This window comes from Rhodococcus ruber NBRC 15591 (genome assembly GCF_001894945.1).
Lineage (GTDB): Bacteria > Actinomycetota > Actinomycetes > Mycobacteriales > Mycobacteriaceae > Rhodococcus > Rhodococcus ruber.
Genome location: NZ_BCXE01000011.1, coordinates 42,830 through 60,415 on the forward strand (window position 1 = coordinate 42,830; position 17,586 = coordinate 60,415).

Consider the following 17,586-nt stretch of genomic DNA (forward strand, 5'->3'; position numbering starts at 1 on the left):
CCGGGCGGGGCGGGAGCGGGCCTGGGCGACGTCGAATCTACCCGTGTGCTATTTCGACTCGACGTCCGCGTCCGGCTCGGTGTCCGCGGCCTGTTCCCGTGCCTGCGCGTCGTGCGCGGCGGCGTACGGGTCGGTGATGCGCCCGCCGCTGCCCGCGGCGAGCTGGGGGAGGCGGCCGAACGTGACGACCGGGAGGGGTACCTCGGTGCCGTCGGTGCGGCGCGCGCGTGCCCAGCCCCGCTTGGGGAACCGCAGCCCGTCGAGCTCGTCCCACGCGAGCGTCCGGGTGGAGAACGCGGATCGGGCCGTGATGCCCTCGGGGCCGACGACGGTGCGCACCCGCAGCACCCACGCGGCGACGAGGAACGGGATCACCACCATCCAGCCGAACGCGGCGGGCCAGGCCAGCGCCGGAGAGGCCACTCCGAGCAGCACGAACCCGCACGCGAGCAGGGCGAGCCGGGAAATCTGGATGACCTGCGGCTGCTGTTCCGCCGTATGGGATGATGGGCGTGGTGGCACGGGCTGCTGTGGAGATGACACCTCACCATCTTCCCATTGCAGCCGAGGCATCTCACATTCTGGGACAGGTGACCGAACCAAGTTGACTGTCGGACGTTCGCGCGCCTACCGTCGAGCGCGTGAATCAGAATGGGTTGCTCGTAATCGGCCGGCGCGTCGTCGCCTGAGCCGCTTCTCGCAACTCGCCCACGACGCGCCACCCTCGTACAGCAGATGCTGCTGACGGGGGTTTTTTGTTGCCCGGAGCCAGAACCAGAGGAATCGCAGTGAGCGCACCAACCGCAAGGCCTCAACCGTCGCCGCGTAAGCCCGGGGCCGCGGCCCCGTCGCCCGCGGCCGCGGCCGCCCAGCCCGGTACCCGACGCCAGGTCGCCCCCGAGCGGGTCACCGGCGCCCAGTCGGTGGTCCGAGCCCTCGAGGAGCTCGACGTCGACACGGTCTTCGGCATTCCGGGCGGTGCGATCCTTCCCGTCTACGATCCGCTGTTCGACTCGCAGAAGGTCCGGCACGTGCTGGTCCGCCACGAGCAGGGCGCGGGCCACGCCGCGACCGGATACGCCCAGGCCTCCGGCAAGGTCGGCGTGTGCATGGCCACCTCCGGCCCCGGCGCCACGAACCTCGTCACCCCGCTCGCCGACGCGCAGATGGACTCCGTTCCCGTCGTGGCGATCACGGGTCAGGTCGGCCGCGGTCTGATCGGCACCGACGCCTTCCAGGAGGCCGACATCTCGGGCATCACCATGCCCGTCACCAAGCACAACTTCCTCGTGACCGACGGAGCCGAGATCCCCCGCGTCCTCGCCGAGGCGTTCTACCTCGCCGCATCCGGCCGTCCGGGGGCCGTCCTGGTGGACATCCCGAAGGACATCCTGCAGGCCCAGACCACCTTCAGCTGGCCGCCGGAGATGCACCTGCCCGGCTACCGTCCCGTCACCAAGCCGCACGGCAAGCAGGTCCGTGAGGCCGCACGCCTGATCGCCGAGGCGAAGTCGCCCGTGCTGTACATCGGCGGCGGCGTGATCAAGGCGGAGGCCTCTCCGGAGCTGCTCGAGCTGGCCGAGCTCACCGGTATCCCGGTCGTCACGACTCTCATGGCCCGCGGCGCCTTCCCCGACACCCATCAGCTCAACTGCGGCATGCCCGGCATGCACGGCACCGTCGCGGCGGTCGCCGCCCTCCAGAAGTCCGATCTGCTGATCACGCTCGGTGCACGGTTCGACGACCGCGTCACCGGTCAGCTCGACTCGTTCGCGCCCGACGCGAAGGTCATCCACGCGGACATCGACCCGGCCGAGATCGGCAAGAACCGGCACGCCGACGTGCCGATCGTGGGTGACTGCAAGGAGGTGATCGTCGAGCTGATCGAGGCGATCCGGGCGGATCTCGCGACGGGTACCACGCTCGACTACGCCCAGTGGTGGGAGTACCTCGACGGGATCCGGCGCACCTACCCGCTCAGCTACGACCGGCCGGCCGACGGCATGCTCTCGCCGGAGTACGTGATCCAGATGGTCGGCAAGCTCGCCGGACCGGACGCGATCTACTGCGCCGGCGTCGGGCAGCACCAGATGTGGGCTGCGCAGTTCATCGACTACGAGAAGCCGCGCACCTGGCTCAACTCCGGTGGGCTGGGCACCATGGGCTACGCCGTGCCGGCGGCCATGGGCGCCAAGATGGGTGTGCCCGACGCCGAGGTGTGGGCCATCGACGGTGACGGCTGCTTCCAGATGACGAACCAGGAGCTGGCGACCTGCGCGGTCGAGGGTGTGCCGATCAAGGTCGCACTCATCAACAACGGCAACCTCGGCATGGTCCGGCAGTGGCAGACGCTGTTCTACGAGGAGCGGTACTCGAACACCGATCTGTCCACCCACACCCTGCGCATCCCCGACTTCGTCAAGCTGGCCGAGGCTCTCGGCTGTGTCGGCATCCGGGTCGAGCGCGAGGAGGACGTCGAGGAGGCGATCCGCCGGGCGCAGTCCATCGACGACCGTCCGGTCGTCATCGACTTCATCGTCGGTCAGGACGCCCAGGTGTGGCCGATGGTCGCCGCCGGCACCAGCAACGACGAGATCATGGCGGCGCGGGGCATCCGTCCGCTCTTCGACGAGGACGAGGCGGCCGCGGAGCCGGCCGTCATCCACGAGGCACTCGAGCACGAGCGGCACCCGGAACAGCGCGGTGCCGCAGCACCAGGAGAGGATCGTCAGTGAGCACCAGTCACACCCTCAGCGTTCTCGTCGAGGACAAGCCGGGCGTGCTGGCCCGCGTGGCGAGCCTGTTCTCCCGCCGCGGGTTCAACATCGAGTCCCTCGCGGTGGGCGGCACCGAGATCCCGGAGATCTCCCGGATGACGATCGTCGTGACCGTCGACGAGTTTCCGCTCGAGCAGGTGACCAAGCAGCTCAACAAGCTCGTCAACGTCATCAAGATCGTCGAGCAGGAAGAGGATGCCTCGGTCGCCCGCGAGCTGCTGCTGATCAAGGTGCGGGCGGACGCGAGCGTGCGCACTCAGGTCATCGAGACGGTGAATCTGTTCCGCGCCAAGGTGATCGACGTCTCGCCCGAATCGCTCACCATCGAGGCCACCGGTACCCGCTCCAAGCTCGACGCCCTGCTGCGGATGCTCGAGCCCTACGGCATCCGCGAGATCGTGCAGTCCGGGGTCGTCGCGGTCGGACGCGGTCCGAAGTCGATCACGGCCACCCGTTAGCCTGAACACACCCTTATTTGCTGAGAGAGGTAACAACTGTGGCAGTCGAGATGTTCTACGACGACGACGCCGATCTGTCGATCATCCAGGGCCGCAAGGTCGCGGTGATCGGCTACGGCAGCCAGGGACACGCGCACTCGCTGAGCCTGCGTGACTCGGGCGTCGAGGTGCGCATCGGCCTGAAGGAGGGCTCGAAGTCGCGGGCCAAGGCGGAGGAGGCGGGCCTGGCGGTCGGCACCCCGGCCGAGGTCTCCGAGTGGGCCGACGTCATCATGGTGCTGGCGCCCGACACCGCGCAGGCGTCGATCTTCACCGAGGACATCGCGCCGAATCTGAAGGACGGCGACGCGCTGTTCTTCGGCCACGGCCTGAACATCCACTTCGGTCTCATCGAGGCACCGGAGTTCGTCACGGTCGCGATGGTCGCCCCGAAGGGCCCCGGCCACCTGGTGCGCCGGCAGTTCGTCGACGGCAAGGGCGTGCCCGCGCTCATCGCCGTCCACCAGGACCCGAAGGGGGAGGGCCAGGCGCTGGCGCTGTCCTACGCCAAGGGTATCGGCGGCACCCGCGCCGGCGTCATCAAGACCACCTTCAAGGAAGAGACCGAGACCGACCTGTTCGGTGAGCAGGCCGTGCTCTGCGGTGGCACCGAGGAACTGGTCAAGACCGGTTTCGACGTCATGGTCGAGGCGGGCTACGCCCCGGAGATGGCGTACTTCGAGGTGCTGCACGAGCTCAAGCTCATCGTCGACCTCATGTACGAGGGTGGCATCGCCCGCATGAACTACTCGGTGTCCGACACCGCGGAGTTCGGTGGCTACCTCTCCGGCCCGCGTGTCATCGACGCCGGCACGAAGGAGCGCATGAAGGAGATCCTGAAGGACATCCAGGACGGCACCTTCGTCAAGCGTCTCGTCGCGAACGTCGAGGGCGGCAACAAGGAGCTCGAGGGCCTGCGTAAGCAGAACGCCGAGCACGGCATCGAGGTCGTCGGCAAGCAGCTGCGCGACCTGATGAGCTGGGTGGACCGGCCGATCACCGAGACCGCCTGATCGGATCCCGCCGCTTCGACGGCCCGGCACCGCTGTGGTGCCGGGCCGTCGGCGTTCCCGGGTGGATAATGCCCTGATGTCCTGGGGTCTGGGAAAGCTGCCGGGGGTCGCCGTTGCCCGCACCTACCGGCGGGAGTGGCTGCGCCCCGACCTCACCGCCGGTCTGGCGCTCACCGCGCTGCTCGTCCCCGCGGGCATGGGCTACGCGACGGCGGCCGGCCTGCCCGCCTACGCCGGGTTGTACGCCACGATCGTCCCGCTGCTGGTGTATGCCCTGCTGGGGCCGTCGAAAGTGCTTGTGCTCGGTCCCGATTCGGCCCTCGCGCCGCTCATCGCCGCGGCGGTGCTCCCGCTCGCCGCGACCGGCGATCCACAGGAGGCCCTGGCCCTCGCGGGAGTCCTGGCCCTGCTCGTGGGTGTGATCCTCGTCGCCGCCGGTTTCCTGCGGCTCGGCTTCGTCACCGAACTGCTGTCCAAACCGATCAGGCTCGGCTACCTCAACGGCATCGCGCTGGTCGTCGTGGTGGGGCAGCTGCCGACACTGTTCGGCTTCGCGATCGACGAACCGGGTCTGCCCCAGGACCTCGCCGCGATCGTCCGCGCGGTCGCCGCGGGTGACGTCGACCCCGTCGCCACCGCCGTCGGGGTGACGTCCCTGGTGGTGATCGTGGCGTTCCGCCTCCTGCGGGCGCGCATCCCGGGTGTCCTGGTCGCCGTGGCCGGAGCGTGTGGGGTGTCCGCGCTGCTGGGCCTGACGGAGCGGATCGCCATGGTCGGGGCGCTGCCCTCCGGGTTGCCGGCACCGTCCGTGGCCGCGGTGAGCTGGGCCGACGTGCTCGCGCTGCTCGGCCCGGCAGCCGGCATCGCGCTCATCGCGTTCGCGGACACGGGGGTGCTCTCGCGGACCTTCGCGGCCCGCCGCGGCGACGACGTGGACGGCAGTACCGAGATGAAGGCCATCGGCGCCGCCAATGTCGCGACCGGTCTGTTCGGGGGATTCCCCATCTCGGCCAGCTCGTCCCGCACGCCCGTCGCCGAGCAGAACGGCGCCCGCACCCAGCTCGTCGGGGTGGTCGGCGCCGTCGCTGTCCTGCTGTTCGTGCTGCTCGCCCCCGGCGTGACCGCCTATCTGCCCGAGGCGACGCTCGCAGCGGTCGTCCTGGTCGCGGCCTCGGCGCTCATCGACGTGCGCGGGGTGGTCCGCATGTGGCGGATGAGCCGGATCGAGGCCGGCCTCGCGGCGGCGGCCTTCCTCGGGGTGGCGCTCGTCGGAGTTCTGGAGGGGATCCTCGTCGCCATCGGCCTCTCGTTCGTCGCCGTCGTGGGGCACGCATGGTCGCCGTACCGCACCGAGCTCGTCGAGCTCACCCGTGTCGCGGGCTTCCACGACATCAACCGTCACCCCGAAGGGCATCGCATCCCCGGTCTGCTGCTGGTGCGGTTCGACGCCCCCCTGTTCTTCGCCAACGGTTCGATCTTCGACGACTACGTCCGCTCGCTGGTCGCGCAGTCGCCCGAGCCGGTCGAATGGGTCGTGATCGCTGCCGAACCGATCACCGGTCTCGACACCACCGCCGTCGACGAACTCGTCGACCTGGACCGATACCTCGCAGGCAGGAAGATCCGCCTGGCCTTCGCCGCCATGAAGGGGCCCATCAAGGACCGGCTCGTACAGTTCGAGGTGGGGGACCGGTTCACCCCCGACCGCTTCTATCCCACTGTGCGGACAGCGGTCGTCGCGTTCCGGCACCGCGCGGCGTCGTCGTCCCCGGAACCCGCGCCGCGCGGTAACCCCGATCACACCGCGGGTCGCGTGCCGAAGTCGCTGCCGCGCAAGAGAAATCGTCGGCGCTGAGCTCCCGCACCCGGTACCGGCCGGCGCGTGCCGCCGACCGGGCGCTGCCCCGGCCGGCACGCCCGTCGCGAAATCCACTGCGCCCTCGCAGGGTGGCGGTCCGGAAGAGACACGTACGCACTAAACTGAGCCGGGTCACGGCTGCTTCGCGCACCTCGGGGTGCGGCGCCGTCGACGACCCGTCAGACAAACCAACCACAGGGGAGTTCGCACGTGAGCCAGAATGGCCGTCCCGTTGTCCTGATCGCCGACAAGCTGGCGCAGTCGACCGTCGATGCGCTCGGTGACGGCGTCGAGGTGCGCTGGGTCGACGGCCCGGACCGTCCCGCGCTGCTCGCGGCGGTGCCCGAGGCGGACGCCCTGCTGGTCCGTTCGGCGACCACGGTCGACGCCGAGGTCCTCGCCGCCGCCACGAAGCTGAAGATCGTCGGTCGCGCCGGCGTCGGCCTCGACAACGTCGACATCCCGGCCGCCACCGAACGCGGTGTGATGGTCGTCAACGCTCCGACGTCCAACATCCATTCGGCCGCCGAGCACGCCGTGGCGCTGTTGATGGCCACGGCCCGGCAGATCCCCGCCGCCGACCGCACGCTGCGTGAGCGCACCTGGAAGCGGTCGAGCTTCAACGGCACCGAGATCCTGGGCAAGACCGTCGGCGTGGTCGGCCTGGGCCGGATCGGACAGCTGTTCGCCCAGCGCCTCGCCGCCTTCGAGACCCACGTCATCGCCTACGACCCCTACCTGCCGCCGGCCCGTGCCGCCCAGCTGGGGATCGAACTGGTCGACATCGACGAGCTGATCGAGCGCGCCGACTTCATCTCCGTGCACCTGCCCAAGACCAAGGAGACGGCGGGGCTGATCAACGCCGAGCGGCTCGCGCGGGCCAAGGACGGCGTCATCATCGTCAACGCCGCCCGCGGTGGTCTCATCGACGAGGACGCCCTCCACGACGCCCTCGTCTCCGGCAAGGTTCGGGCCGCCGGCCTCGACGTCTTCCACTCCGAACCCTGCACGGACTCGAAGCTGTTCGACCTCGACAACACCGTCGTCACCCCGCACCTGGGCGCCTCCACGACCGAGGCCCAGGACCGCGCCGGCACCGACGTCGCCAAGAGCGTGCTGCTGGCTCTGGCCGGCGAGTTCGTCCCGGACGCCGTGAACGTCTCCGGCGGTCCGGTCGGCGAGGAGGTCGCACCGTGGCTCGAGCTCGTGCGCAAGCTCGGTCTCATCGCCGGCACGCTGTCGCCGGAGGCGGTGCAGAACGTGCAGGTCGTCGCCAGCGGTGAGCTGTCCGCGGAGAATGTCGAGATCCTGGGCCTCGCGGCACTGCGCGGTCTGTTCTCCGCCAGCAGCGACGAGCCGGTCACCTTCGTCAACGCCCCGGCCCTCGCCGAGCAGCGCGGCGTCAGTGTGGAGGTCGACAAGCACAGCGAGGCCTCCACGCACCGCAGCGCGGTGGAGGTCCGCGCCGTGGCCGCCGACGGACTCGTCACCACAGTCACCGGCGCGCTGACCGGCCTGCAGCAGATCGAGAAGATCGTCAACATCAACGGCCGCAGCTTCGATCTGCGCGCCGAGGGCCACAACCTCGTCGTCCACTACGAGGACCGGCCGGGCGTGCTCGGGGTCCTCGGCACGGTCCTCGGCAACGCCGGGATCGACATCCAGGCGGCGGCGCTGAGCCAGGACGTCGAAGGACCCGGCGCCACGGTGATCCTGCGGGTCGACCGGGTCGTCGGCGACGCCGAGGTCGCCCAGATCGTGGAGCAGCTCGACGCCCGCGTCGCGCAGGTCGACCTGTCCTGAACCACCCCGCTGTACCCGATGGCCGCGATCGTCGAACACGGTCGCGGCCGTCGTCGCGAAGAGGAAGAGAGTGTGTCCATGAAGCTAGCGGTCATTCCCGGTGACGGCATCGGTGTCGAGGTCACGGCAGAGGCCCTCAAGGTGCTCGGGACGCTCGTCCCCGACCTCGAGACCACCGAGTACGACCTCGGCGCCCGGCGGTACAACGCCACCGGGGAACTGCTCCCGGACGCCGACCTGGCGGCGATCCGCGCGCACGATGCGATCCTGCTCGGCGCGATCGGCGACCCCTCCGTCACCCCGGGCGTGCTCGAGCGGGGTCTGCTGCTGAACATGCGGTTCGCGCTCGATCACCATGTCAATCTGCGGCCGTCGCGGTTGTACCCCGGGGCGAGGTCCCCGCTCGCGGCCCAGCCGGAGATCGACTTCGTCGTGGTGCGGGAGGGCACCGAGGGCCCCTACACCGGCAACGGCGGTGCCATCCGCGTCGGAACCCCCCACGAGATCGCCACCGAGGTCTCGATCAACACCTGGTTCGGAGCCGAACGCGTCGTGCGGTACGCCTTCGAGCTCGCGCAGAGCCGCCGCAAGCACCTCACCCTGATCCACAAGACCAACGTGCTCTCCAACGCCGGTGCCATCTGGACGCGTGCGGTCGAGACGGTGGGCGCGCAGTACCCGGACGTCGAGACGGCCTACTGCCACATCGACGCCGCCACCATCTACATGGTCGACGACCCGGGCCGGTTCGACGTGATCGTGACCGACAACCTGTTCGGCGACATCGTCACCGATCTCGCCGGTGCGGTCACCGGGGGCATCGGCCTGGCAGCCAGCGGCAACATCGATGCCTCCGGCACCAACCCGTCGATGTTCGAGCCGGTCCACGGCAGCGCCCCGGACATCGCGGGCAAGGGTATCGCCGACCCGACCGCGGCGATCCTGTCGGTCGCCCTGCTGCTACGCCACCTCGGCCGGCCGGACGAGGCGGCCCGGGTCGAGCGTGCGGTCGAGGCGGACCTCGCCGCCCGCGGCGCGGGTCCGATCGTGACCACGGAGGTCGGCGACCGCATCGCGGCCGCCCTCTGACCCCGTCCCGGTGCGGCCTCCCGGCGTCCGGGAGGCCGCACCGGCTCATTTGCGGGGGACCAGGGGCACCGCGGCGGCCGGGATCAGCGCGGCGAGCGCGAACGCCGCGGGAAAGCCGGCCAGTGCGATGAGCCCGCCGAACGCGGGACCCACGCACGCCGCGGCGACGAACTGGCCGGTGTTCTGGATGCCCAGCGCGCGGCCACCCCAGAACGGTCCCGCGATCTCGGCGACCGCGGTGAAGGCCAGGCCGTTCGGGGCCACCGTCGTCACCGAGGCCACGATCAGGAGCGCGACGGCGACGGCCGAGTCGGTGAGCGCGGCGGCCGCGAGCGCGGCCATGGACAGCACCACCGAGAGCGCCACGAGCCGCAGCGGCCGCAGGCGGCTGCCGACCCGGTCGGACCACCCGCCGGCGGCGACGCGACCCAGCGCACCGAGGAACTGCGCGGCGGTGATGACCAGGCCCGCGGCGGACTCGGTCCAGCCGCGCTCGGAGATCAGCCACACCAGCGCATAGGTCCACACCACGTACTGCGGCACCACCAGCAGGACCGACGCCGCGTGGATCCGTTGCAGCGACCGCCCGGCGCGGTAGGGGTTGTCGAGCAGGCCGAGTTCGGCGGCCCGGGCGCGTTCCGGCCGCGGTGGATCGACGATGCCGATCGCGCACGCTACCGCGGCGACGGCACACACCGCGGCGGCGAAGGCCAGGGCCGAGCCGATTCCGTGGTCGCGCGCGAGCGGAGGAATGGTCAGTGCGGCGACGGCGACGCCGAGCGGCAGCGACATCTGCCGGATCCCCATGGCGAGACCGCGCTGATGCGGTGGGAACCAGCCGACGACGACGCGGCCGCTCGCGGCGTTGGCGCTCGCCGCGGCGGCGCCGCCGAGGGCCAGCATGAGCGCGAGCATCGGCGCTGTCCCGCTGGCGGCGGCCGCGGCCGCGGCCGCCGCGGCCAGTGCGAGTCCGACGGCCAGGACCCGCCGCTCGCCGTACCGATCGGCCAGGGCACCCCATGCGACGAGACTGAAGACGACTCCGAATAACGGTGCGGCGGAAAGTGTTCCGGCCTGTGCAAGCGTGAGGCCCCAGTCCTCGTGCAGCGTGGGGATGAGGAAGGCGGCGCCGTTGACGAGGACTGCCTGAGCCGCCTGCGCGAACACGCCGAGCGCCAGGATGACCCAGCGCCGCGCGCCGATGTCCCGAACCGTCATGTCATCTCACTATCTGAAACAAGAATCCCGTAGAGTGAACTTCTGTGTGGGAGCCTATACCTGGGCGACGTGGTCCGCAGGGCTGCGGGCGGCGGCACGGATAGACTCCCCGGCATGCGCCTTGGTCGAATTGCCAGCCCGGACGGTGTCGCCTTCGTCAGCATCGAGGGGGAGGGGGACGCCGCGATCGCGAAGGAGATCGCCGAACATCCTTTCGGCACCCCGACCTTCACCGGCCGCAGCTGGCCGCTCGCCGACGTCAGGCTCCTGGCGCCGATCCTGGCGAGCAAGGTGGTCTGCGTCGGCCGCAACTACGCTGCCCACGCGGCCGAGTCCGGCAACGAGGTCCCCGACGAGCCGGTGATCTTCCTCAAGCCGAACACCTCCATCGTCGGCCCGGGGGCGCCGATCGTGCTCCCGCCGAGCAGCAACCTCGTCCACCACGAGGCCGAACTCGCCGTCGTCATCGGCCGCCCCTGCAAGGACGTTCCGGCCGCGAAGGCGCTCGACGTCGTCCTCGGCTACACGGTGGCCAACGACGTCTCGGCGCGTGACCATCAGCAGCAGGACGGACAGTGGACGCGGGCCAAGGGGCACGACACGTTCTGCCCCCTCGGGCCCTGGATCGAGACGAACATCGATCCCACGGATCTCGAGATCACCGCGCAGGTCGACGGACAGACGCGTCAGCGGAGCCGAACGTCGTTGATGGTGCACGACATTCCGAAGCTGATCGAGTGGGTCTCGGCGGTGATGACCCTGTTGCCGGGCGATGTGATCCTCACCGGCACCCCGGAGGGCGTCGGACCGCTCGTCGACGGCGACACCGTCTCGATCACCGTCGAGGGCATCGGCACGCTGACCAACCCGGTGACCGCCAAGCGCAGGTAGGCCGCGGCTTCGCGATCGGCCGGGACTAGCCTGGAGGGGTCTTTTCGATCCCTCGACCCGAGTGAGCCATGACCAACAGCGAAGTACGCGTTCGTTTCTGTCCGTCCCCGACCGGAACCCCGCACGTGGGCCTCGTGCGCACCGCCCTGTTCAACTGGGCTTTCGCCCGTCACCACGGCGGCACCTTCGTGTTCCGCATCGAGGACACCGACGCCGCCCGCGACACCGAGGAGTCGTACCGGGCCATCCTCGACGCGCTCCGGTGGCTCGGGCTCGACTGGGACGAGGGCCCCGAGGTGGGCGGCCCGTACGAGCCGTACCGGCAGTCGCAGCGGCGAGACCTGCACCTCGACGTCGTCGCCCGGCTGCTCGACGCGGGCGAGGCGTACGAGTCGTTCTCCACGCCGGAAGAGGTCGAGGCGCGCCACCGCGCTGCCGGCCGCGACCCGAAGCTCGGCTACGACAACTACGACCGCGATCTGACCGCCGAGCAGCGGCAGGCGTACCGCGAGGAGGGGCGCAAGCCCGTCGTGCGCCTGCGCATGCCCGATCACGACCTGACCTGGAACGATCTGGTCCGCGGTGAGACCACGTTCAAGGCCGGCACCGTGCCCGATTTCGCACTGACCCGCGGCAACGGCATCCCGCTCTACACCCTGGTCAACCCCGTGGACGATGCCCTCATGCGGATCACCCACGTGCTGCGGGGCGAAGACCTGCTCTCGTCGACGCCGCGCCAGCTCGCTCTCTACGAGGCGCTGCAGCGCATCGGCGTGACCGATTTCACGCCCGAGTTCGGTCACCTGCCGTTCGTGATGGGTCAGGGCAACAAGAAGCTCTCCAAGCGCGACCCCGAGTCCAACCTGTTCATCCACCGCGACCGCGGCTTCATCGCCGAGGGCCTGCTCAACTACCTCGCGCTCCTCGGCTGGGGGCTGGCCGACGACCGTGACGTCTTCTCGCTCGACGAGATGGTGGCCGCGTTCGACATCGCCAAGGTGAACTCGAATCCGGCGCGGTTCGACCAGAAGAAGGCCGACGCCATCAACGCCGAGCACATCCGCCTGCTCGAGCCGGGCGACTTCACGGCACGGCTGAAGTCGTTCCTCGTGGAGCACGGCCGTATCACCGCGGACGTCGACGACGCCCGGTTCGCGGAGGCGGCCGAGCTGGTCCAGACCCGCATCGTGGTGCTGTCGGACGCGTGGGACCTGCTGAAGTTCCTCTACGTCGACGAGGCCGACTTCGTCCTCGACGAGGCGGCCGCAGCCAAGAACCTCGGTCCCGACGCCGCGCCCGTGCTCGATGCGACGATCGCTGCGGCCGGTGGCGTGGCCGAGTGGAAGGCGGCGTCCCTCGAGGAGGCCCTCAAGGCCGCGCTGATCGACGAGCTCGGCCTCAAGCCTCGCAAGGCCTTCGCGCCGGTGCGCGTGGCCCTCACGGGCTCGCACATCAGTCCGCCGCTGTACGAGTCCATGGAACTGCTCGGCCGGGACGTCTCGCTGGCGCGTCTGCGTGCCGCCCGCGCCCGCATCGCCTGAGCCGGTCCGGGCCCGGCGGCGGGATCGCCCGTGGCCGGGCCGGGCCGGATTTACCCGGCCTGACCAGGCGATTTGTAATTGGGGGCACCGATGGTGCTAACCTTCTTCTCGGTTCGGAACGGAGGCCGCACCGCCGCGAGGCGGGTCTCCGGAACAAGCCATTGGGGTATGGTGTAATTGGCAACACAGCTGATTCTGGTTCAGCCATTCTAGGTTCGAGTCCTGGTACCCCAGCGTCTGCCCGGTGATTTTGTCACCGAGCCTCGGCCGGTTAAGCTGGCTGAGCCTCCGCCGCAAGGTGGGGGAGTACCGGAGAAGAAGTTCCTGGCCCCGTCGTCTAGCGGCCTAGGACGCCGCCCTCTCAAGGCGGTAGCGCGGGTTCAAATCCCGTCGGGGCTACCACGGAAGGCCCTTCGATCGCGAGTTCGAAGGGTGTTCTTCTCCGAGCAGTGAAAGTTCCTGGCCCCGTCGTCTAGCGGCCTAGGACGCCGCCCTCTCAAGGCGGTAGCGCGGGTTCAAATCCCGTCGGGGCTACCAAACGAAGGTCCCTGCCGATCCACGGATCGGCAGGGACCTTCGTCGTTCTGCGCTCGTCAACCACTCTTGCGCCGGAAATTGCGGCGGTGGTCGGCGCTGCCGTGCGGCGCCTGCGCCTTGGCCCTCCCGTCGAGATGGTCCGTGCCGCGGCGGGCGTGCTGATTCTTGCGTTCGAGGGCTGCGCGGAACTGCTCCGCGATCCGCTCCTCGTTCGGCTCGTGCATCGCTGTCTCCCTTCCCCACCCGGTACTCGGCCGGGCCATCGGGAATCTAACCCGGCAGCCCTGCGTCTGTCGCGCGGTTTTCCAGCGATTCGAACAGGTACGGCGCGGTGCTGCCGCCGATCGGCATGGCCGCCAGTCCCAGCTTGCGGTGATCCCAGGACCGGGTTCGTTCCGCGACGACGCGCACCGCGACACGCTTGTGCATCATCTGCTCGATCGCGGGACGCACGTCCTCGGTGTACGGGCCCGTGTAGCGCTCCCACACGCTCCGGCACACGCGGAACAGCACGTCCCGGTCCTCGACCACCTCGGCATGCCCCTCCAGGGAGACTCCGCGCAGCGTGTCGTACGTGTGGCCGTCCTCGACGAGCGCGCTGATCCGGTTGTCGCGCCGCAGATTGACCGCCTTCTGCGACTTCAGCTTCGTCTCGAACCACATCTCGCCGTCGAGCACGGCGTACCACATCGCGACGAGGTGGGGGAGGCCGCCGGGGCCGACGGTGGCCATCGTCGCGACGCGGCTGCGGCCGAGGAAGTCGCCGATCTCGGCGTCGGACATCGTGATCTGTGCGCGCTGGTGGGTTCCCATCCGTGCACTGTGGCACAGGAGCCGGCGGATGCGACAGCCTTCTAGAGCCGCTTGTGCAGGGCGTCGGCGGCCGCGAGCAGGTCCGCGGCCCACCGCGCTCCGGGCCGGCGGCCCATCCGGTCGACGGGTCCCGAGACGGAGATGGCGGCGACGACCGAACCGGAGGCATCGCGCACCGGTGCGGCCACCGAGGCGACGCCGGGTTCGCGTTCGGCGACGCTCTGCGCCCAGCCCCGGCGACGCACCTCGGCGAGCACCCGCTCGCCGAATGCGGCCTCCGGCAGGATCGCCCGCTGCGTCGCGGCGTCGGCCCAGGCGAGCAGGACCCGCGCGCCGGACCCGGCAGTCATCGGCAGTCTCGCACCCACGAGGACGGTGTCGCGCAGACCTGTCGGTGGTTCGAGTGCGGCGACGCATACCCGGTGCGTGCCCTCCCGCCGGTACAACTGCACGCTCTCCCCGGTGATCTCGCGCAGCCGCGGGAGAACGAGCGAGGCCGCATCGACGAGCGGGTCACCCGCGCCCGCGGACAGTTCGGCCAGGCCGGGGCCCGGTCGCCACTGGCCGTCGCCGTCGCGCGCGAGCAGCCGGTGCACTTCGAGCCCGACCGCGAGGCGGTGGGCAGTGGCGCGGGGTAGTCCGGTGCGAGCGCACAGTTCGGTGAGGTTGCACGGTTGCCGAGCCACCGCGTGGAGGACCGCCATGGCTTTGTCCAGCACTCCGATCCCGCTATGCTGTCTCATAGGTCGATACCTCCGTCTCGCATAATGGGAAGCATAGCCCACGCGGAAACCGGCGGGGACGACAGTATTCGCGGCCCGGGACAGCCCGAGAACGGGAACCGCGTTCGTCACGTACGACAGGTGGAGAAGATGGCTGGAAAGACTCTGGCGGAGAAGGTGTGGGACCAGCACGTGGTCGTGCGCGGTACGGGAGAGGGGGCGGCACGGCAGCCGGACCTGATCTACATCGATCTGCATCTCGTGCACGAGGTCACGAGCCCGCAGGCGTTCGACGGACTGCGGCTGGCGAATCGGCCCGTGCGGCGCCCGGACCTGACCATCGCGACCGAGGACCACAACGTGCCCACGGTCGACATCGACAAGCCCATCGCCGACCCCGTCTCGCGCACCCAGGTCGAGACGTTGCGCCGCAACTGTGAGGAGTTCGGCATCCGGCTGCATCCGATGGGGGACGTGGAGCAGGGCATCGTCCACGTCGTCGGACCACAGCTCGGACTGACGCAGCCGGGCACGACGGTGGTGTGCGGCGACAGTCATACCTCCACCCACGGCGCCTTCGGTGCCCTGGCGATGGGTATCGGCACCAGCGAGGTCGAGCATGTGCTGGCGACCCAGACGCTTTCGCTGCGCCCGTTCAAGACGATGGCGATCACCGTCGACGGCGAACTGCCCCCCGGCGTCTCGAGCAAGGACCTGATCCTCGCCGTCATCGCCGAGATCGGCACCGGCGGCGGCCAGGGCTACGTGCTCGAGTACCGCGGCGAGGCCATCCGGAAGCTGTCGATGGAAGCGCGGATGACCATCTGCAACATGTCCATCGAGGCGGGCGCCCGGGCCGGGATGATCGCACCGGACGAGATCACCTACGAGTTCCTGAAGGGCCGCCCGCACGCCCCGCAGGGCGCGGACTGGGACGCCGCGGTGGCGGCGTGGGAGCAGTTGAAGACCGACGAGGATGCGGTTTTCGACGCCGAGGTCCGCATCGACGGGTCGGCTCTGACGCCCTTCGTCACGTGGGGCACCAACCCGGGGCAGGGCGCGCCCCTCGGTGCGTCGGTGCCCGATCCGGCGGCGATGGCGGACGAGAGCGAGCGCCTCGCGGCCGAGAAGGCACTGCGGTACATGGGACTCGAACCCGGGACGCCGCTGCGGGAGGTGCCCGTCGACACCGTCTTCGTCGGGTCGTGCACCAACGGCCGGATCGAGGATCTGCGGGCCGTCGCCGACGTCCTGCAGGGCCGCACGGTCGCCGACGGTGTCCGCATGCTCGTCGTGCCCGGATCGATGCGCGTTCGTGCCCAAGCCGAAGCCGAAGGTCTCGGTGAGATATTCACGGCCGCAGGGGCGGAATGGCGTCAGGCCGGCTGCTCGATGTGCCTGGGCATGAATCCGGACCAGTTGGCACCGGGTGAGCGCTGCGCTTCGACCTCGAACCGGAACTTCGAAGGCCGCCAAGGCAAGGGCGGACGCACCCACCTTGTCTCGCCTCAGGTCGCGGCGGCGACTGCGGTGCGCGGCACTCTCTCCGCTCCGGCGGATCTGGACTAGGTCACGGAACCGAAGGAGAATTTTCGATGGAAGCCTTCACCACTCACAAGGGAATCGGCGTCCCGCTGCGCCGGTCGAACGTCGACACCGATCAGATCATCCCTGCGGTGTACCTGAAGCGAGTCACTCGAACCGGATTCGAGGACGGGCTGTTCGCCGCGTGGCGCACGGATCCGTCCTTCGTGCTGAACACCCCGCCGTTCGACCGGGGCAGCGTCCTGGTGGCCGGCCCGGACTTCGGCACCGGGTCCTCGCGCGAGCACGCCGTGTGGGCGCTGTCCGACTACGGTTTCCGCGTCGTCATCTCGTCCCGCTTCGCCGACATCTTCCGGGGCAACGCCGGCAAGGCCGGATTGCTGGCCGCGCAGGTCGAACAACCGGACGTCGAATTGCTCTGGAAGCTCATCGAACAGCAGCCGGGGCTGGAGCTCGAGGTCGATCTCGGCGCTCGTACCGTGACCGCCGGAACCACCGTGGTGCCGTTCAGCATTGACGACTACACCCGGTGGCGGCTGTTGGAGGGTCTCGACGACATCGGACTCACGTTGCGCCAGGTAGAGGCGATTTCCGAGTACGAAAACGCAAGGCCTTCTTGGAAACCACGAACCCTTCCGGCGCCCTGATCGAGCCCTCGAATCGAGCCTCGGCGGGCCGGATCCGACTGCACGTCCGGATCCGGCCCGCCGGCAATTTGCATGAGAATTGGCGTGGCACATAGACTCTTGCCCGTTTGCGGGTCTACCGTGGACTCGAGTCGGTCTGACGGTGGACCGTAATGTGCGGAGGAATGCAATGAACAAGGCAGAGCTGATCGATGTTCTGACCGAGAAACTCGGTTCGGACAGGCGCACAGCAACGGCGGCCGTGGAGCACATGGTCGACGCGATCGTGCGTGCAGTGCACTCGGGCAAGAGCGTCACCATCACCGGATTCGGTGTCTTCGAGCAGCGCCGCCGCGCAGCCCGGGTCGCGCGCAACCCGCGTACGGGTGAGACCGTGAAGGTCAAGCCGACGTCGGTGCCGGCGTTCCGCCCCGGCGCTCAGTTCAAGGCGGTCATCGCCGGTTCGCAGAAGCTCCCCGCGACTGGTCCGGCCGTCAAGCGCGGCGCGGCTGCGGCGGCCAAGAAGACCGCGGCGGCGAAGAAGACCGCCGCCAAGAAGACCGCGGCGGCGAAGAAGACCGCCGCCAAGGCCGCTCCGGCGAAGAAGACCACGGCGGCCAAGGCTCCGGCCAAGACCACCGCGGCGAAGAAGACCA

The 17,586-nt window shown here is 69.7% G+C and carries 16 protein-coding genes and 3 tRNA genes; 14 read left to right on the forward strand and 5 right to left on the reverse strand.

Annotation, left to right across the window (positions count from 1 at the left end; all coding sequences use genetic code 11):
- Positions 1 to 48 precede the first annotated feature (48 nt).
- Positions 49 to 522, reverse strand: a complete 474-nt coding sequence (locus RR3_RS07725) for a PH domain-containing protein (protein WP_040275068.1) — start codon at positions 520 to 522, stop codon at positions 49 to 51.
- A gap of 266 nt (positions 523 to 788) precedes the next feature.
- On the opposite strand from RR3_RS07725, the gene RR3_RS07730 reads away from it, so the two are divergent.
- The 6 genes from RR3_RS07730 to RR3_RS07755 all read left to right on the forward strand — a co-directional run bounded on the left by RR3_RS07730 (position 789) and on the right by RR3_RS07755 (position 9,037).
- Positions 789 to 2,735, forward strand: a complete 1,947-nt coding sequence (locus RR3_RS07730; RefSeq protein ID WP_026137646.1) for an acetolactate synthase large subunit — start codon at positions 789 to 791, stop codon at positions 2,733 to 2,735.
- A complete protein-coding gene (gene ilvN, locus RR3_RS07735) occupies positions 2,732 to 3,235 on the forward strand; it encodes an acetolactate synthase small subunit (protein ID WP_010596569.1) in 504 nt (167 codons plus the stop codon). The genes RR3_RS07730 and ilvN overlap by 4 nt, the downstream gene beginning before the upstream one ends.
- Positions 3,236 to 3,285: 50 nt before the next feature.
- A complete protein-coding gene (ilvC, locus tag RR3_RS07740; RefSeq protein WP_029540232.1) occupies positions 3,286 to 4,287 on the forward strand; it encodes a ketol-acid reductoisomerase in 1,002 nt (333 codons plus the stop codon).
- A gap of 76 nt (positions 4,288 to 4,363) precedes the next feature.
- Positions 4,364 to 6,142, forward strand: coding sequence for a SulP family inorganic anion transporter (locus RR3_RS07745; protein ID WP_064066646.1), 1,779 nt, complete (start codon positions 4,364 to 4,366; stop codon positions 6,140 to 6,142).
- Between the two features lie 213 nt (positions 6,143 to 6,355).
- Positions 6,356 to 7,948 (forward strand): phosphoglycerate dehydrogenase, encoded by a 1,593-nt coding sequence (gene serA / locus RR3_RS07750; RefSeq protein WP_010596566.1) that lies wholly within the window; start codon positions 6,356 to 6,358, stop codon positions 7,946 to 7,948.
- Between the two features lie 78 nt (positions 7,949 to 8,026).
- Positions 8,027 to 9,037, forward strand: coding sequence for a 3-isopropylmalate dehydrogenase (locus RR3_RS07755; RefSeq protein WP_010596565.1), 1,011 nt, complete (start codon positions 8,027 to 8,029; stop codon positions 9,035 to 9,037).
- Positions 9,038 to 9,082: 45 nt separating this feature from the next.
- Here RR3_RS07755 and RR3_RS07760 read toward each other — a convergent pair whose 3' ends face one another.
- On the reverse strand, positions 9,083 to 10,255 hold the full coding sequence (locus tag RR3_RS07760) for an MFS transporter (RefSeq protein WP_064066645.1): 1,173 nt from the start codon (positions 10,253 to 10,255) through the stop codon (positions 9,083 to 9,085).
- A gap of 114 nt (positions 10,256 to 10,369) precedes the next feature.
- Between RR3_RS07760 and RR3_RS07765 the strand changes: the two genes are divergently transcribed.
- The 5 genes from RR3_RS07765 (at position 10,370) to RR3_RS07785 (ending at position 13,224) form a co-directional block, all read left to right on the forward strand.
- Positions 10,370 to 11,146: a fumarylacetoacetate hydrolase family protein gene (locus tag RR3_RS07765; RefSeq protein WP_017680301.1), complete on the forward strand. Its 777-nt coding sequence runs from the start codon at positions 10,370 to 10,372 to the stop codon at positions 11,144 to 11,146.
- A gap of 68 nt (positions 11,147 to 11,214) precedes the next feature.
- Positions 11,215 to 12,687: a glutamate--tRNA ligase gene (gltX, locus tag RR3_RS07770; protein ID WP_010596560.1), complete on the forward strand. Its 1,473-nt coding sequence runs from the start codon at positions 11,215 to 11,217 to the stop codon at positions 12,685 to 12,687.
- 162 nt (positions 12,688 to 12,849) lie between these two features.
- Positions 12,850 to 12,921 (forward strand) — tRNA-Gln (locus RR3_RS07775).
- A 92-nt stretch (positions 12,922 to 13,013) separates the two neighbouring features.
- A tRNA-Glu gene (locus tag RR3_RS07780) sits at positions 13,014 to 13,089 on the forward strand.
- Positions 13,090 to 13,148: 59 nt separating this feature from the next.
- Positions 13,149 to 13,224: transfer RNA gene (locus RR3_RS07785), tRNA-Glu, on the forward strand.
- 56 nt (positions 13,225 to 13,280) lie between these two features.
- Here the strand turns inward: RR3_RS07785 and RR3_RS24855 are convergent.
- From RR3_RS24855 to RR3_RS07795, 3 genes are read right to left on the reverse strand one after another with little or no spacing between them, the layout of a single operon-like run.
- Positions 13,281 to 13,448, reverse strand: coding sequence for a DUF5302 domain-containing protein (locus tag RR3_RS24855; protein WP_010596559.1), 168 nt, complete (start codon positions 13,446 to 13,448; stop codon positions 13,281 to 13,283).
- A gap of 46 nt (positions 13,449 to 13,494) precedes the next feature.
- Complete coding sequence (locus RR3_RS07790) at positions 13,495 to 14,037, reverse strand: pyridoxamine 5'-phosphate oxidase family protein (protein WP_010596558.1); 543 nt, start codon at positions 14,035 to 14,037, stop codon at positions 13,495 to 13,497.
- 41 nt (positions 14,038 to 14,078) lie between these two features.
- Positions 14,079 to 14,780, reverse strand: a complete 702-nt coding sequence (locus tag RR3_RS07795) for an IclR family transcriptional regulator (protein WP_010596557.1) — start codon at positions 14,778 to 14,780, stop codon at positions 14,079 to 14,081.
- A gap of 129 nt (positions 14,781 to 14,909) precedes the next feature.
- Between RR3_RS07795 and leuC the strand changes: the two genes are divergently transcribed.
- The 3 genes from leuC to RR3_RS07810 form a co-directional block, all read left to right on the forward strand.
- Complete coding sequence (gene leuC / locus RR3_RS07800) at positions 14,910 to 16,328, forward strand: 3-isopropylmalate dehydratase large subunit (protein ID WP_010596556.1); 1,419 nt, start codon at positions 14,910 to 14,912, stop codon at positions 16,326 to 16,328.
- A 26-nt stretch (positions 16,329 to 16,354) separates the two neighbouring features.
- Positions 16,355 to 16,951 (forward strand): 3-isopropylmalate dehydratase small subunit, encoded by a 597-nt coding sequence (gene leuD, locus RR3_RS07805; protein ID WP_017680306.1) that lies wholly within the window; start codon positions 16,355 to 16,357, stop codon positions 16,949 to 16,951.
- A 169-nt stretch (positions 16,952 to 17,120) separates the two neighbouring features.
- Positions 17,121 to 17,586, forward strand: a 466-nt coding sequence (locus tag RR3_RS07810; RefSeq protein WP_072786369.1) for an HU family DNA-binding protein, incomplete at its 3' end; no start/stop codon positions are given.